This window comes from Novosphingobium sp. 63-713 (assembly GCF_001898925.1).
In the GTDB taxonomy this organism is placed as follows: Bacteria; Pseudomonadota; Alphaproteobacteria; order Sphingomonadales; family Sphingomonadaceae; genus Novosphingobium.
In genome coordinates this window covers 1-17,069 of the sequence record NZ_MKVS01000014.1, presented here as the reverse complement: position 1 = coordinate 17,069, position 17,069 = coordinate 1, and the positions used below count along the sequence as shown (strand labels likewise).

The following is a 17,069-nucleotide window of genomic DNA, read 5'->3' as shown; positions in this document are numbered from 1 at the left end:
CCATGCTGACCACGATTGTCCGCCAATCCCTGCGCTATCCATGGCTGGTGCTGTTGGCCGCGCTGACCTTGCTGGCCAGCGGGATCATGGTGCTCCGGCAAGCGCCTTTCGACGTGTTCCCAGAATTCGTGCCCCCGCAGGCCAGCGTGCAGACCGAAGTGCCGGGCTTTACCCCGCTTCAGGTCGAACAACTGGTTACGCGCCCGCTGGAGGCGGTGATCAACGGGGCCAACGGGGTGGAAACGGTCCGTTCGGAATCGATTCAGGGCCTCTCGGTCATCAACATCACTTTCCGCGAGGGTTCCGACCCCTATCGCGCGCGTCAGCAGGTGTCCGAGGCGCTGGCCGATGCCGCCGCGCGCCTGCCCGCCGGATCGGGGACGCCGCGCCTGACGCCGCTGGTTTCCTCGACGATGGACCTGCTCAAGGTCGGGCTGGTCAGCGATAGGATGACCCCGATGCAATTGCGCGAGCTGGCCGAATGGACGGTGCGGCCGCGTCTGCTGGCGGCGCATGGGGTGGCGCGGGTCAATGTCTATGGCGGCGATGAACGCCGGATCGAGGTGCGCGCGCGGCCCGAAGCGCTGTTGACGCGCGGGCTGACGCTGTCCGATCTGAGCGCGGCGGTCAGCCGGGCGGTGGCGGTGAATGGCGGGGGTTTTGCCGATACGCATAACCAGCGCATCCTGATCGACCCGGGCGCCAGCGCAACGACCGCCAAGGCCGTGGCCGATGCGGTGCTTAACCGTGTGGGCGGCGGCACGGTGCGGATCGGCGATGTGGCCGATGTGGCCGATACCGCCGCGCCGCGCTTTGGCGATGCTCTGGTGATGGGGCGGCCGGGCGTCCTGCTGACCGTATCGAGCCAGTATGGCGCCAACACGCTGGACGCCACGGCGGCGGTCGAGCAGGCGCTGGGCGAATTGAAGCCTGCTTTGGCCAGCAGCGGGGTGACGGTCTATCCCGCGCTGCACCGCCCGGCCAATTTCATCGAGACGGCGCTTTCGGGCATCGGGCGCGATCTGGTGGTGGGCGCGCTGATGATTGCGGCGGTGCTGTTTGCCTTCATGCGGCGGTGGAAGGTCGTGCTGATCGCGTTTCTGTCGATCCCGCTTTCGCTGGTGGCGGCGCTGCTGGTGCTGAACGCTTTTGGCATGACGATCAATGTCATGACGCTGGGCGGGCTGGCGGTGGCGCTGGGCGTGGTGATTGACGATGCGATTGTGGATATCGAAAACATCGTGCGCCGCCTGCGTGAGGCAGGGGCAGGCGTCGATGCCCATGCCCGCCGCGCCATCATCGAACAGGCCAGCGTCGAGGTGCGCGCGCCGGTGGTCTATGCCACCTTTGTGCTGGGCCTGACGATGCTGCCGGTGGTGTTGCTCAGCGGGCTGCACGGAGCGTTCTTTGCGCCGCTGGGTCTGGCATTTTTGTTGGCGACGATGGCTTCCTTGCTGGTGGCCCTGACGGTGACGCCTGCTTTCTCGCTGCTGCTGCTGGGCGCGGATGAACATGCCGAGGAGCCGCGCGTGCTGACCCGGTTCAAGGACCGGCATCGGGCGGTGGTGGCGCGGATCTGCACCCATCCGGTGCGGGCTGGTTGGGCGCTGGCGCTGATCGGGGTGGTGACGCTGGGGGGCTTTTACGCTTTGAACAGCGAATTGCTGCCCGCCTTTCGTGAGCGGCACTATGTGCTGGGCATCAAGGGGCCGCCGGGCGCGTCCTTTGACTGGATGCGGACCACGGGCATCAGGATTTCGAAGCAATTGCTGGCCATCCCCGAAGTGCTGAGCGTGGAGGAGCAGGTCGGCCGCGCCGAGGCGGGCGAGGATACATGGCCGCCCAGTCAGGGCGAGTTCCACGTGCGCCTCAAACCCGTTTCGGCGGCGGGCGAGGAACATGCGCTGTCGGAAATCCGCCGGATTCTGGCCGATACGCCCGGCATCCAGAGCGAGGCGACGACCTTTCTTGGCGATCGTATCGGGGAATCGCTTTCGGGCGAAACCGCCTCGATTTCGGTCAGCGTGCATGGCGCGGATCTCGATGAACTGGACCGCGTGGCGGCGCAGGTGGCGGGGGTGCTCTCGGCCACGCCCGGCGCGGTCGAGGTGCGGGTCAAATCCCAGCCTGGCGCGCCCGCGCTGGGGGTGACGCCCGATCCGGCGCGCATGGCGCTGCATGGGGTCAGCGCGGGCGATGCGGGCGATGCGATCCGCGCAACCTTTGCAGGGATGAGCGCCGGGCAGATCAGCCTTGCCGACCGCACGGTGGATGTGGCCATCAGCGTGCCGCCCGCCCTGAGGCAGGACCCCGAAGCGCTGGGCAATGTGATGGTGCGCGGGTCGGGCGGCAGCGCGGTGCGTTTGGCCGATATCGCCACGATCTCGCTGGGCACAGCGCGCGCCACCATCGAGCATGAAGGCGGCCAGCGCCGTCAGGTGGTGACCGCCAATGCTGCGGCCGGGGCCAATGTCGGCCAGATCGTTGCCCATGCGCAGGCGCAGATTGCGGCGAGGATCAAGCTGCCGCCGGGTGTCTACCTGTCATGGTCGGGCGCGGCCGAGGGGCAGGCGGCGGCCTCGCGGCAATTGCTGAGCCATGTGGCGTTTACCGCGATCGGCATGGTGGCGCTGCTGGTGCTGGCCTTTGGCGGATTGCGCCCGGCGATGCTGGTGCTGGCGGGGCTGCCGCTGGCGATGGCAGGGGGCGTGGCGGCCGTGGCGTTGACGGGCGGCGTGGTGTCGCTGGGGGCGCTGGTGGGCTTTATCACGCTGTTCGGCATTTCGGCGCGCAACGCCATCCTGCTGATTTCCCACGCCGATCATCTGGTGGCCGAGGAGGGGGCAGAGTGGTCGCTCGACACCGTGCTGCGCGCGGTGCGCGAGCGTGTAACGCCGATCCTGCTGACCGCGCTGGTGACGGGTTTTGCGCTGGTGCCGCTGGCGCTGGAAACCGGGCAATCGGGGCGCGAGATTCAGGGGCCGATGGCGCTGGTCATTCTGGGAGGGCTGGTCAGCTCGCTGCTGCTCACGCTCTTGCTGTTGCCCGCGCTGGTGTGGCGCTGGCGGCATCGGCGCGGTTAGGGCCGATGCCGGGCCGCTTCAGGAAGCGCCGAAAGTGGCGGCAATGCGCGCCGCCGCCTCGGTCGCTTCTGCTGCCATCAGGTTCAACGCCTTGGCGGTGTCCTGCATCAGGCCCGCGCTGATCGGCCTTTCGCCGTTGATGAAGCGGCGGATTGCCCTTTCATCGATGCCAAGACGGCGCGATGCGGCGGTGGTGCCGCCAAGGACCTGAATGCAATGGGCAAAATGCTCCGGCACGTCCTGAATTGCCGATGGTGCGCACATGGTCTCTCTCTTTATGGGCTGTGATGTGTCGAGCAGCGATTGCGGCAAGGCCCATGCTCTCGTCAATCCCCGGCTCAATCTCTGGCCTTCTGAATCGCGCTCGTGGAGGAGGCAGCCTTATCGCTGCCCCCTGAGCCTCGCGGCGGCGCCATGATCGCAAGAGGTTGGGCCATGGACGAGGCGACAGGGAATGGGAGCAACCGCAAGGGCCAATGCCTTGCCGAGACCCCTGAACCGGCCCTGCAGGGATAAATGAGCTGGGGATTTGTCAGGGTCAATTTCCAGCCATAACTTCCTGAATGATCGAAGGAAGTCATGGTGGGCGCGACAGGGATTGAACCTGTGACCCCACCCGTGTGAAGGGGATTGGCGATCTCGCGTAAGTATCTTGAAATTACGCGATAAAATCGACCCTCCAAATTTGCCGTGTACGAGCTTTGTACGAGAGGCTCTTTTGCACGCTCTAACTGCGTACGCAAAAGCCTTCCTTGGGCATTGTTTAGCACAAATCGCACGTTGCGTCGTGCCCAAACATGACCCGGGTGAGGGGCCACCTCCAGACTGCCAAATAACCGCTGGAAGGGCGGCAACCCTTCGCAGCGGCTGTTGGAATAGCTGTGCGGCTATGGTGGAATCCTATCGCTCCCAAGACTCTGTTGCAAGCATGATTGCTGGGGGAGGGGCGCCATGAGCACCACCCTTGCCCATAGGGGGCTGCCAGCGGGCGTGGGTCGTTTCGATCTGCTGCGCCTGTTCGAGCAAGTGGCACGGCCAGGCTTTGGTCTGTCCTCAACAGCCGTCGCGCTCGTCCGCCATTATGTGCTGAAAACGATGGACGGTGACTACCTGTCTGGCCGTATCTGCGCCGTCTGGACGCAGGCTCGTCGCTTTGCCGAGAAACTGGGCCTGACCCCGCGCTCGATCAATTCGGCTGAGCGCGAGTTGGAGCAGGCGGGGTTCATCCTGCGCAACGCCGGCATCAACGGTGAGCGCGCCGGTGATCGGCAGGATGGTGTCGTGGTCTGGGCGGCGGGCATCAATCTGGCGCCATTGGTTGAGCGCTTTGCCGAGTTGCAAGCCAAAGCCGAAGCATTGGAATTGCAAGCCCGCGCCATCCAGCAATGTCGCGCCGAGATCCGCCAGTTGGGCCAGCGCATCCGCGATGCCGGTGACGAGGATCTGCGCGAGCGGGCTGAAACCATCCTGCCCGATGGCCGCACGGCCCGGATCACCAGCATCGAACGCTTGATTGCTATCCGCGAGGCTCTGTCCGCCATGCTCGCCGCGATCGAATCTGCGCCCGATCCCGCGCCCCGTGCACCGAAAACTTCCGACGCGCCGGAAGAAAACTGCGCACCCAATATACAGGACAAAAACTCACCACGAAGGCGTACCGTGCGGCCCAGCGATCCGCTGGAGCGCATCAGGCCCGCGACCGCGCTAGTGGTGGCCACCGAGAGCTATCGCGGCATCGTTGAGGCGCTGGGCGGGCCGACCTGGCCTAACTTGGTCGAGGCGTCGTGGCGCAGTTGTGGTCGGCTCGGCATCGCCCAGAGCACTTGGGGTCGGGCTTGTCAGCAGTTCGGGCGGGAACGTGCGGCGCTCAGCGTGCTGCTGATCGACCGGAACGCCGAAATGCCGCTGGGCCACCGCTATCGGGTTGGCTCTCCGGCACGGTGTCTGACGGGCATGGTACGGCGGGCAGGCTCGGCAGGGGTGAACCTTGCGGGGCTGTTCCGCGCGACAGAGCGCAACGTCCAAGATGCCCTGCAACAAACTCCAGCGCCTGAACAGTTGATCGAGCCGCAGGCTGGGCCTCTGGCTCATCTGACAGCGAGATTGATGGCCAGCATGGAGCGGCGGGTCGCACCGGATGGTTGAACCTGTCCAACATCTCACGGGTCCAAAGGTCCATTCTCTCACAAGCCCACACGTTCACATGTGAACGGGCAAGGAAATCATCATGAGCATAATCGCCATCGTCAGTCAGAAGGGCGGATCGGGCAAAACCACCCTGTCGGTAAACCTCGCCGCCGCAGCCGAAGGGGCTGGAGCCGTCGCCCTCATCATCGACACCGATCCGCAGGCCACCGCCAGCCAATGGGGCGCATGGCGCGCGGACAAGGCGCCAGAGGTGATCGACAGCGCGCCGCCGCGTATTCAGGCCAAGGTCGATGCCGCCAAGGAACAAGGCGCGACCTTCATCGTGATCGACACGCCTCCCCATGCCGACAGTGCGGCCAGCAGAGCGGTGGAGGTTGCCGATCTGGTGCTGATCCCTTGCCGCCCCAGCGCCTTCGATCTTGCGGCGATCAAGACCACGGTCAGTCTGGTGAGGTTGTTCGACAAGCCGGCCTACGTCGTCTTCACCGCTGGCCCACCACATGCTCCGCGTATGTACGAGGAGGCGGTTGAACTGGTGCAGGGCTTCGGGATCGAGAGTTGTCCGCACATCCTGCCGGATCGGGCCGTCTATCGCCATGCCAGTGCTGCGGGTGCCTCGGTGATCGAGTTCGAGCCTGCGGGCAAGGCCGCCGCTGAGATCACGGCGCTTCACATGTGGACCATCGCACAAGTGAACATGTCCACGACCCCACATGAGGGAGTGTGAGCAAATGAGCCGATTTGCCAATCTCGCCGACAAGCCCAAGCCCAGCCCTAAACCGCGGTCCCAGCCTGCCGCGCCCGGCAATGAAGAGCATGCCGGCGCAACAGTCTCGATCAGTACGCTGCCGAGGTCGAATAGTCGGGCCGGTCGCAAGGCCATCGCAGGCTACTTTTCGCTGGAAATGTCGCTAGCGATGCACGTCTGCGCCCGCAAGCATGGCCTCAGCCTTCAGGAACTGATGGCCGAGGCCTTCGACGATGTCTTGCGCAAATATGGACAGAGCCCAGTCGGAGAATGACCATGATAGAGCATTGGCCGGTAAGTCCCCTTTCTTTAGGTGAGGGGGGAGCCGAGTTCAACCGGCGGGAGGCCATCCGGCCTAGGGCACACTATCGTAGGAAAAGACGCATTGCAGGAGTACTTTGGTCGGCTCGTAATCTGGCCCCCGCCGCCGGCTTCGTCCCCGCTCAGAGATCAGATGCAGGTTCTTTCGCGCCCGCGAGGCAATTACATAGAGCAGTTTCTTCGCGGCATCGATAGGCTCGACCTCGTTGAAATTTGGCACCATGTCCTCAAGCAAGCCAAAGGCAATTACCGTGTCATACTCGGCACCTTTGACGCCGTGGATCGACGAGATAGTAATTCCCCGCTGTCCCGCGAAAACACGGCGGAACAAGGCTACCTCAGCGATCGCTTCCGAACCCTCTCGCACAAGGCGATCTATTCTGCGCTGTGAACTATCGAAGAAAGCTTCGTGATGCTCCCTCAGCGATTCATTAGTGCGCCAATCGATCCCGATTTTCAGGAAGATTGCCTCGAAGGCCTCTCGCAGGAAGGTCAGGCCATCCGTCTCATCGATCACGATGGAATTGCAGATGCGAAGGAGTGTTTTGCCCTCGAGGCCGTCTGCCTCGACTCCAGCATCGCGAAGGCCCGCAAGTACTTCTCCTGCCCAGCGCATGCGCCGTACGAAAAGTGGCGGTGAGGCTTGCGTAAGAATGATGCGGGCCAGCTTGTACCAGAAATTGTCCGTATCACGAGCGAAGGGAACCATGCCCGGCCCGTCGAATGTGTATTCGGGCAAGACAGTCGCCAGCCGCCGTGTCATACTGGCGAGATGAGCCCACCATGGCGCCACGATGCAGACCTCCTGCGGCGCAATGCCTAGGACCTCGATATTATATCGGATCAATCTCACCAGTTCGGCTTCGAGAGCGTCACGCCTTGTGCAGCTGTCGAATGATACAAGGCTTGGAAAGTCCTTCGCCGGTCCGACCGCGACGCTTTTGGAGGTCAGGACATTGTAATTCCCGAAATAACCGACGATGCGCGACGAGGAGCGGTAATTGTCCGAGAGCTCCATCGCGGTGAATGCGAGGCCGCTTAAACGACCAAACTCCTCTGCGGAGATGGCGTATCCACCAAGCGAGCCATAAATGGCTTGGTTGGGATCACCGACGATAAAGGCGGTCGCCTGCGCCTTGCTGGCCTTGAGGATTGCTGCAAGGATCTCATATTGAATCTTTCGCGTATCCTGGAATTCATCGACCATAACGCAAGAAAAAATCGAGCCGAGAAGCGTGGAGATTGGCGAGTGCCGCTGGATCATCTGATGGGAGTAACTTAGGATCAATTCGAAATCGAGTTGTCGGTTGGTGCGAAGGCCTCTCCAGTACTCCTTCAAAACCTTCTTGATCGCCTCCTGCTTCCCGGTATCGCGGCAGGTGAGCTTGAAGCCAGTTGGCGTCGCGTAATAGCCGCAGTCGTGGCTGGTCAGTCTTGTGGTCGTGACGGATGAGCAGAGCGCATCCAGCATTTGCTCCGTATCGTGGCCGTTGATGACACGGAACCCGTGCTGCAGCGTCGGGTGATAGATGGCATAGGGCCTAAGAATCCACTCGAGGCAAAAGGCATGGATTGTGCCGATCCATAGCTGTGAGGTATCGACACCCAGCTGCTCGATGCGCTCGTGGATTTCGTCAGCTGCGCGGTGCGTGTAGGTAATGGCAAGTACGCGCTTTTTGCCGGATTCCAACTCGGACAGGAGCCGCGCAATCTTGTAGGTCAGGGTGCGTGTCTTGCCGCTGCCTGGACAGGCAGCGAGAAACACGCTGCCAGACTGCTCGATCGCCTTTTCCTGCGCCGGGTTAAGATCACCTTTGTCCCAGATAAACATCAGAAATCCGAGATAATTTCGTTAATGACGTCCTCCGGGAAATGGGCACGCATAGCTGCGCGAAGCTGATTGAATTCAATTTGGCCACTGCGGTAGAGTTCCACGCACTGCCGCATCTGCGCGATCTCGCAATCCCAATGAAGACCGCTTTCTTTAAGGTAATCGAGGCGATAAGAGAGGACACTGGTCCACATCGCCCGGCTCAAATTCATACGGGCGCTGAAAATGGCTTCGAGAATGTAGACAGGTATCTTCGAGTCGGGCGAGATCATCCGGCCAAGGTGGATGGCAAACCAACCTTTGCCGACATGGCCCGCCATGGTGAGTATTCGGGAGCCGAACCGGACGATGTCGGACGAAGAAATGTCACTTTTGGCCAGGGCTATCGTTGCAGGATCCGAATAGACCTCCTCCACTATCCCCAAAACCGCGTCGGTGTTCCCCGCGTTGAGAAAATCGACCTCGAAGGTGTGATCGGCAAAATGGGTGCTTAGCCACTCATTGCCGACACATAAGTTTTCAAGGCGTTGTTTGCGCCCGGCGCCAAGCTCCTCCGATCTCAGGGCGCTCTTCCTTGCTTTGGCGGTAGGTTCGTCATCGAACGAATTAGGCGCAGTCGGGATGAACGCGCGGTCTGAATCCGTGATGATGGCGCAGCGCTTCCTGATTCTCCTGTTGTGGAAGAGGATCGCCACATTCTCGAAGCCGGTGCTGCGGATGTTGATCAGACTGATGCCAAGTTCGTCGAGGCTGAGACCAAACACCCTCTTGATCAGCAGGGGTATCAGGATTTCCTCGGCATCGCCTTCCACCAGCACGACGCTCTTGGCGAAAAGGAGATTGCTACGCACCGCATCGAGATAGCGCTGGATGTTGCCGATCTGTGCCCGGTTGAGGCCCGTCGATGGCTGGAAGACTTCGCATCGACCATTCTCTACCCGACCTAGAATGTTGATGTTTTCAACATTGCTGGCCTCCGAAATATGTGTGGAATGCGTGGAGTAGATGACCTGGGTGTCATCATAGTTGAGCCGATCGAACAGCGTTTTCTGGATATGAGTATGGATGTGCGCTTCCGGTTCCTCAATCACCAGAAAATTGGCGAAGGACTCTTTCTCTTTCTGGTACTTGAATTCCAGGAGTTTCAAGGTGAGGTAAATTAGATTTGCGCCGCCCAGGCTCAATTCATGAATGGGGCCCTCATAGCCCTCTTCAGATTCGCCCACGAACAGCTTTAACGATTGAAAGAGCTGATCGGCTTGGTCGGGGAGGTCGGATCGGATCGAAAGCGCTCGTGGAGAATATGTCTCCCCGGCCGCGTCGAGAATGGTTTCCCTGATGTCCGAGCGGATTTCTCCCACCTCGGTGAGATCCTCGATTGCATCGTTCAGTTTCCTCACCATCCGACTTATCGGATCAATGGTGGTCGGGTCGATTTCCCCGCTCTTACCCTTAAGAAGCGTTAGCAGCGGGTTGGTTCGATTGTTCTGGAAATCACTCACGACATCGCGAAGTGCCTGAACGAAGGTGAAGCTGACCTCCCGCGAGATCGAGAGCATGCCCTTGATAACCGCGCCGATCTCTGGTTGGTTGAGTTCCTCAGGGAACTCAACCGCCTCGAAATCCCCGACGAGGGCCTTGTAGGTCTCGGGATTGACGAAGTCGGCACTGCTTCGGCCGGTGAAGATCGGTTCATAATCAGCGATGCTGATCTCCGCCCGCAGCGCGGCCAGACCAGCTCGATCACCGGGGCGAAGATCGGCAAGTCTACGCCTAATGGCAGCTTTGGGACGAAAAATCAGATTGTAGGTGGCCCGGCCAATGCCGTTGTCCTCAATATTGCCCGCTCCGTGAAGGAAGAGGGATTGAATGGCCTCGTCCTGGGAAACCTCTTCAAATTCTAGACTGATGATGATCCAATGGCCCCTCCAATCCCCAAGGCCGCGATAAAAATCCTTGTCGTCCAGGCGATAGGCCATCCGCAGCAGTGTATCGTCGAGGAGGAGCCTGATCGCCCGAAATAGATTGGTCTTGCCCGAACCGTTCTCGCCAATGACCGTGTTGATGCCTTTCTTGAACACCGCATTGGCGCGCTCGAAATTCCTGTAATTGACGATCTGCAGTCTCGAGATATGTACTGATGTCTCCCTTGGGTCTCTTGGACTGCATTCCAGCCTTACAGACGATCCGAAAACCTGTTGTATGCGTCGATCTTGTGGACAGGCAGATTGACTTCGCGCCGGTAGATTTCCTTGCGAAGATAGTCGATCTCCGTCTCGCGCTGGTGATCATCGACATCGATGTACCAAGCCCTGGGGTTGAGATTATCGTCACCGTTCCAGCGATATCCACGAGCCTTCAGGATGTCCTTGAGATCGAAGGGGGCGTTTTCAGCCCAGATCCGCCAGCCCGATTGGCGCGCGACCTCGAGCAATCGAGCCATGGCGGCGATTCCGGAATTCGGGAGAGGCATGGCCAGCAGTTCTATGGCAGCGCGGCAGTCATTCTCGGCGCGGTGGCGATCGTAGAAGAAGCCTGCGCCCGCCACCAGATAGGCAAGCTTGGTTCCTTCGTAACCTTCGCTGGCCCAATTTACCTGTGTCATCGAGCATGCCCAGGGTTTGCTAACAAAAACGTCACTCAGTGGTTCAACAAATCGGCGGTCGAAAGCGGCATTGTGGGCAATGACCAAGGAGGCATTGCTCGCGAAGGCCTTTACCTCATTGGGGTCGATGCGTTGGCCCGCTACCATTGTATCGGTAATCCCGGTAATGGCGGTGATGGCCGGATCAATCGGAGCTGAAGGCTCCTGGAATTGCTGATAGGCCTTGCCCACCTCAAAAATGGACCCGTTAAGCCCATAGGTAAAGGGAACCATCGCCAGTTCGATGATCTCATCCTTTTGCGCATCAAGGCCCGTGGTCTCGACATCGACGAAAAGGCCGCTGCGCGTAGGTGTACCATCAGGCGGGGTTATGGTTGTGCGTGTCTTGAGGCGCCGAAGGACGCGGTAGTCCCCACTGGCCTCCAGTTGCTCGGCAAAATGCTCCAGCGCCGATGACCGAGCGGAAGGCAGTTCAAGGTTGCCGGCCGGCTGACTGGAGGACGTTGTGATAGCTTTGGGATCTGACATTACGACGTCCTGATCTCGCATCTGGAATGAGTGGGCATAGTGGAGGTAAGCTTAAAAATGACCGCCTTCAATTGAAGCATATCTTTCATTTTTTCGGCTCCCCCTCTCACTGGGTTGGCCATCATACGAGCCCCGCCGGTGGGTACTTCCAGCCTTGCGCTTTTATCGCACCCAAGGCACGGCGCTGCTTCATTTCCTCTATATCTTCGATCTCGAAAAAGGAGATCGTTGCCTGAGGTTGCCCGTGGGTGTGAAAGACCTGCCGAAGATGTGCCCCCCCCTTGGGTACATGGGCGTTGCTGCCGCCATAAGCGCCATTGTTTGCGATCAGGACCAGCTGATACATATGGTAATGCAGGGCTTGCGCCATGTGATCGAAGGTGCCGACGTCGAGATTGAGTGCGGGGATGGCAAAGACGTCCGATCGTTCGCGAAGGTCACTAGCCAACCGCAGATCGGTTGCATCATAGCAGATGGCCCCTGTCAGCCAGAGTGGATCTTGGGCTGGATCGCTCGACCATTCATATCCGATGAGCCACTGGCAGGGACGAAAGCCGGTCACCAACTCGACTGGCGTCGTGAAGTCATGTTCCATGGGGGAGAGGTGTTGCTTACCCTGTCGCCGGATAACCGTCTGAAGGCCTCGGCCCTCTACAACGCGTGGTATGATCCATAGAGCGGAATTGACCAGAGGCTGACCTGGCACGACCTGTTCATAGGTTACCCCTGTAAGGATGGCAGTCTTGAACGCCCGGGCGAAGGGCACAAGATGGGTGGCGACGTCGTCAGGATGGACAGACAGTTCAGGCAAGATCAGCCAGTCCAGGCGCTTATCGGCCGGCTTGTGGGTTTCGCGCAGATCCAGCATTTTTTCGACTGCGGCGAGCGCTGTCGAGAGGTGGTTGCGGTGCTTTTTACGCAAATGCGGTTTGCTCATTTGGAGATCTTTGGACGAAAAATCCCTTTCTTCCGGCATGAGCGATTGGACGACGCACGCTCTAAGCGGCCTTTTGTCCTTGCCGATGCCGGGGATCGGAGCGGCCACTTCGAGCATCAATGTGCCTGTGGCCGCGCCGATCGCCTCACGGGCCGCAGTCAGCGCAGCGCTAATTCGGCTTGCGGTCTCCTCCAGGGTCAGCTCGATACTCTGGTCCTTGTAGTTGTAGCACCCGGGCCAGAGCAGCAGTTCAAACAGCAGGTCTTGAGTAAATTGCGATATTGCCAGCCAATCGTCTCCGAAGGCTTCGTGCCCATTGTAGATCCCGTACTGCCGCTGGAACCAATGGGCGCGGGTGGGACGGTAGATAGCCTCGGCTTCCTTCCAAGATGCGGCTCGCACCGGTAGGCTGAAATCAATGCTCGCGGTCAAGATGAACCGGAGCAGATAGCCGAGCTGAAATCGCCAACGCTGGGCATCTTTGACCCATGATGGCGGGGTGTAGATCGACATATATCCGCTTGAGGTGTCGGCGGGTCGGAAATCGATCTTGCTTACAGTCCCGTAGCCCTTGAAATCTGTAATCGCGATCTGAACTGACGTGGGAGGAATCACATCGGGAATTGCTGCCGCTTTGACAAGCTTGATGAACGTCTCTGCAAAACTGAGAATGCCGATCTCATTGCGCAAGGCATTGAGCGGTCCCTTGTCGCGAACGAAGGATTGCAAGGTTTGTACGTCTGGCATGGAGGCCAGGTCCCTTGTTCCCAAATCCTCGGCAATTCCAGCTGGCACGGAAAATTTTTTGCCGACGCTGCTGTACAGGTCTCGAGCAAATTCAAGATCGAGTTCTGCAATTTTAGCAAATTTGGCTCGGGTCAGCCTTTTCGCAACGAGTTTGACAGCCTCCCCCTTGGACAGGAACGAGCGCCGAGCAACAACCGCGTAGACCGCATAATCCTTTGGCGGCAAGTCGCGGGACGTGCCCGTCAGGAAGGTGAGAAGATCCCAGTAATCTTGGTTGGAATTTGCCCCGCCGGGTTCTGCGATACCTTTGGGATCATGCACGGCAATGTAGAGGAGGGCTTGCTGGATCAGATACCAGGGTGCAAGCTTGGCATGCTGAGTGACGATACGGATCGCGAACTGCAGCAGCTCCGCTCGATACTCATTGACATCCACCGCTTTGGGTAGGGATTCCGGGTCCTCGATGAAGCCGGTTTCGGTTGCCCCGGCCCGAAAAATCTCCGCAAGGCAGTAGAAAGCGACCTTACGTCCTTTGACCAGTCCGCTTTTGCGATCGAAATATGGTTCGATCAGTTTCAGCACCTCAGCCAGTACCGCTCGAGAGGGCCAAAGGTCGAGGCCGACGCGAAGAAGCCGGACGTTGGACGGATCAAAAATCCATCGTTCGACCAGACTTAGCGCGAAGACGTGAGCCTCTTCATCAAGCTCGGCCTGTGAGAGGCGGTCCCGACGGAACAAGGCCTCATCGCTCTTCGCGCTATTCTGGGGTGCGTTGCTGTCAAGGAGTGGCCTGAGCGAGCGGAACGTCTTTCTGAACCGACCCGCTGCAAAGCGTCCGATCGTTTCATCCTTGACGTCCGGCACTGCCCGGAGGCTTGCAGGACCTGATGCAGCCGCGCTGCCACTCAGGCTCAGCTGCGACGTCACCAGCGCCTGGATCGCCTGAATGACCTCTTCACCACCGCTTGCATCGAATCCGCCCGAGATTGCTGTCTGGATACGTTCCATTTTGCGGGATTGGCGCATCAATGGGGTTTTCTCTCCACCGAGAGAGGCTGTTGAGGTCTTTTCGCGAGCGAGCTCCAGTCCGGGACCGGTTTGGGTCAGCATGTCCTGAAGCCACAAAAACACGGCCTCTTCGGCTTCAGGCTGCGAAACATCTGAGGTGAGCGTGATCGTAAGCCGGATATCGTCCACATACCGGCATGCATCCTCAAGCCGGATGCTAGGTATGATCTCTTTTCTGAATCTCCCAAGGACGCGCTTGTCGAAATCCAGCAGCACGATGTTGGAGAAAAAACCAGCCGCCACCAGACCCTGGGGAAGGGCGGTGCCGGCAAATGTCGGAATCCCAGCATTGCGCTTGTATGCGCCGAATTTACCCTTGTCGCCTGGCTGCCAAGACCAGTTGAGGATTTGACAGGCCAGATCGAAAAATTGTTCGTCGTCGTCTGGAGTTTGCAAGGCCCGGATCTTGGAATGGAGCAATGCGGGTGTCACCCGGTCGTAAAATTGCTTCAGATCGGTCTGAAAAATAACAACGCGCTGCCCGGAGCGAAGGTTCTCGGCAACCACTTCGGACCGATTGAGAAATGCACGGTAGTCCTGAAAATAAGCGCGATAAAGCTTGGATGAGCCCCAGCGATGAACCAGTCGTTTGGCCGGATCGGGCCCGTCGCAGAACAGCCGATTGCCATAGGACATCATCCTGCGCCGGAATGGGAGATGATTGACATCGCCACGGGGGTCACCCTGGATGGTTTCGACCCGTTCGCTCAGGCACAGCATAAGTGCGGTGGCCGCGACTTGGTCAGCCAGCGAGACATGCGCTAGCGGGCGGATCTTGAGCGCCCTCTCGTCCTCTGGCTTCCAAAGCCCTTGCGCATCAACCTGCCATCTTTGACTTTTCGGGGCAGGAACGAGCTTTAGCGCATCGGTCTCATAATGGCCGGATTTTAGACGCTTTGCGAGTTTCGATATGAAATTAGGAAGGTCCGCCGCAGCCTTATCGAGCTCAAGCGTGTCAGAGAACCAGTTATGATAGCGGATGTAGGATGCAGCTTTTTTCCAGGCCTGAACGAGAAGATATTCCTGGGACAGATCCTCGAGTCTTGGAAGAAGTTGCTGCACGTTGTCACCTGTTCAATATCCCGTGCGGATTGATACGCAGCTTGGCGGAATATGGTCAACGCATCTGTGTGGGAGCGCAGATATAGAAGCCGTCAGAGGCCATGATCGTCTTTGCGGCACCCCGGATTATGAGCAGAGTAATCGAAATTTCATGGAGGCTAAGTTGACCATTTTAATCTCAGCATGAGCCTGAACGATGATTGTTCGCTATTAGTTTTGAAACGCGCCGTTTTTACCGGCAGCTTTAGTTCTGGGGGCTGGATGAATCAAGGCCCGCTGTCGACGATCGGGAGAGGGCACTTGGGTGGCAGTTTTGGGGCGTTAAATGTCAAAGTCAGAGCGGGAGGAAAGGCTTTCGAGTTCCCTGAACCCGAAAGGATTTCCTATGCCTCACTGCCACCAGGAGCCCGCAGCGTATGTGGGCCAGCTTGCTGAAGGCACGCGCAGTTTAGTGCCGCATATTGCGGGGGGCCACAAGCTCACCCGCATGGTGCTGAATGCGGCCATGGAGGCCGCAACCGGCTCTACCTCGGCCTCGGGTGTATGGTCCCAACGCGACAGCTTCCAGATGATGGAAATGGTGGTGATCCAATCGCTTCGAGAGCAATCTGTCCCATCGACAGTCGTGCAGGCACTTTCCTTCCTGAACGATCTCGAAGCTCGCCTCCCAACCCAAACGGTCCGCAGCGAGGAGCAGATCGAGCATCAGCACTTTTCGACGCCGCTTGGGCTGGCTTGGCTGGCAGCCCACCTTGCGGACCTCCAGCCAGACGACATCGTGCTCGAACCCAGTGCCGGCACCGGAATGCTGGCGATCTGGGGCAGACATGCTGCGAGCCTCCATCTCAACGAGATCGATCCTGTCCGTCAGGAGTTCCTACGTTACCTGTTCCCTACCGCGCAGGTGACCGGCTTTGATGCCGTGCGCATAGGCGCCCATCTGACGCAGCGCCCCAGTGTCGTGCTGATGAACCCGCCATTTGCGCGCAACGCCGCTGGCATCGAAGATCCCACCACGGCCGCCCGCCACCTGGCTGCAGCTTTGGGTGTTCTGAAACCCGATGGTCGCCTCGTCGCCATCATGCCCGATAGCTTCCAGCCCCAAGGTCGCCGAGCGGAACTGTTCCAGCGCGCGCTGCGGGGCGCGAGCGTTGCCTTCCATGCGCGACTTGAGGGGGCGTTCACCAAGCAGGGTACATCGATCCCGGTTCGCCTGCTGGTGATCGACAAACGCGCTGGTGCCATCAGCACCACCGTCATCAACCGATCAAACCTCGCAGACCTGCTTCCGTTTCTGTGCAAGGTTCCGGCGCGACGCCGCGTCGCGTCCGAACTGCCGCTTGTCGCCGCGCCACCGGCTCAGCCATCCAAATCCACCGCGCCCCTGCTTGGCGGATTTCGGACAGGCGCTCCGAAACTGGCCCCTGCGAATCCCCGCAGCAATACCAACGGCGCCATGCCACTGCCCTACGCCGTTCGCGACACCATCGCCGACGCCGAGCAGGCTATCGGCGTCTATGTCGCCTATCGGCCGCAGCGACTGGTCTTTGACGATGCCGGAGACCACCCGACCCAACTGGTGGAATCGGCGGCCATGGCCTCGGTCGCGCTCCCAGCGCCGAGCTACATCCCTCAGCTTCCTGCAAATGTGATCCGTGACCGCGTGCTGAGCCGAGCTCAACTAGAAACGCTGGTCCATGCGCTCGATGCGACCTCATCCGATCTTCCTGGACGCTATTACGTGCCGGGACGCGGGTTGGAACTGGTGCCCGATGCTGAAGGTACAAACTACCGTCGCGGCTTCTTCCTCGGCGATGGCACCGGCGCTGGCAAAGGTCGCCAGCTTGCCTCAATCCTGATGGATCAATGGCTGCGCGGCCACCGCCGCCATCTCTGGATCAGCGAGAGCAATGCCCTGATCTTATCCAGACTCTGTGAGTCTGTCTTAGCGAGAGCACCTCCGGTACAATGGGGCGGATATTCGCGACGGA

10 protein-coding genes are annotated in these 17,069 nt (G+C 59.7%); 5 read left to right on the top strand and 5 right to left on the bottom strand.

Going from position 1 to position 17,069, the window contains the following annotated elements; translation table 11 throughout:
* Positions 1-2: 2 nt before the first annotated feature.
* Entirely contained in the window at positions 3-3,083 is a 3,081-nt protein-coding gene (locus BGP00_RS07700; RefSeq protein WP_292693184.1) for an efflux RND transporter permease subunit, read from the top strand.
* An 18-nt stretch (positions 3,084-3,101) separates the two neighbouring features.
* Here the strand turns inward: BGP00_RS07700 and BGP00_RS07695 are convergent, their stop codons facing one another.
* Positions 3,102-3,347 (bottom strand): helix-turn-helix transcriptional regulator, encoded by a 246-nt coding sequence (locus tag BGP00_RS07695; protein WP_292693181.1) that lies wholly within the window; start codon positions 3,345-3,347, stop codon positions 3,102-3,104.
* Between the two features lie 687 nt (positions 3,348-4,034).
* Between BGP00_RS07695 and BGP00_RS07690 the strand changes: the two genes are divergently transcribed.
* The 3 genes from BGP00_RS07690 (at position 4,035) to BGP00_RS07680 (ending at position 6,253) form a co-directional block, all read left to right on the top strand.
* Complete coding sequence (locus BGP00_RS07690) at positions 4,035-5,228, top strand: helix-turn-helix domain-containing protein (RefSeq protein ID WP_292693178.1); 1,194 nt, start codon at positions 4,035-4,037, stop codon at positions 5,226-5,228.
* A gap of 82 nt (positions 5,229-5,310) precedes the next feature.
* Positions 5,311-5,958, top strand: a complete 648-nt coding sequence (gene parA, locus BGP00_RS07685; RefSeq protein WP_292693176.1) for a ParA family partition ATPase — start codon at positions 5,311-5,313, stop codon at positions 5,956-5,958.
* Positions 5,959-5,962: 4 nt separating this feature from the next.
* On the top strand, positions 5,963-6,253 hold the full coding sequence (locus BGP00_RS07680) for a ribbon-helix-helix domain-containing protein (protein WP_292693174.1): 291 nt from the start codon (positions 5,963-5,965) through the stop codon (positions 6,251-6,253).
* 81 nt (positions 6,254-6,334) lie between these two features.
* Here the strand turns inward: BGP00_RS07680 and BGP00_RS07675 are convergent, their stop codons facing one another.
* The 4 genes from BGP00_RS07675 to BGP00_RS07660 form a co-directional block, all read right to left on the bottom strand.
* Positions 6,335-8,131 carry an ATP-dependent helicase gene (locus tag BGP00_RS07675; RefSeq protein WP_292693172.1) on the bottom strand — a complete coding sequence of 599 codons (1,797 nt, stop codon included), beginning with the start codon at positions 8,129-8,131 and terminating at the stop codon, positions 6,335-6,337.
* A complete protein-coding gene (locus tag BGP00_RS07670) occupies positions 8,131-10,254 on the bottom strand; it encodes an AAA family ATPase (RefSeq protein WP_292693363.1) in 2,124 nt (707 codons plus the stop codon). Before BGP00_RS07670 ends, BGP00_RS07675 begins: the two co-directional genes overlap by 1 nt.
* A 53-nt stretch (positions 10,255-10,307) precedes the next feature.
* Positions 10,308-11,264 carry a 3'-5' exonuclease gene (locus tag BGP00_RS07665; protein ID WP_292693170.1) on the bottom strand — a complete coding sequence of 319 codons (957 nt, stop codon included), beginning with the start codon at positions 11,262-11,264 and terminating at the stop codon, positions 10,308-10,310.
* A gap of 121 nt (positions 11,265-11,385) precedes the next feature.
* Positions 11,386-15,078 (bottom strand): RNA-directed DNA polymerase, encoded by a 3,693-nt coding sequence (locus tag BGP00_RS07660; protein ID WP_292693168.1) that lies wholly within the window; start codon positions 15,076-15,078, stop codon positions 11,386-11,388.
* A gap of 418 nt (positions 15,079-15,496) precedes the next feature.
* Here BGP00_RS07660 and BGP00_RS07655 point away from each other — a divergent pair.
* The coding region (locus BGP00_RS07655) for a strawberry notch-like NTP hydrolase domain-containing protein (RefSeq protein ID WP_292925733.1) at positions 15,497-17,069 on the top strand (1,573 nt) is incomplete at its 3' end.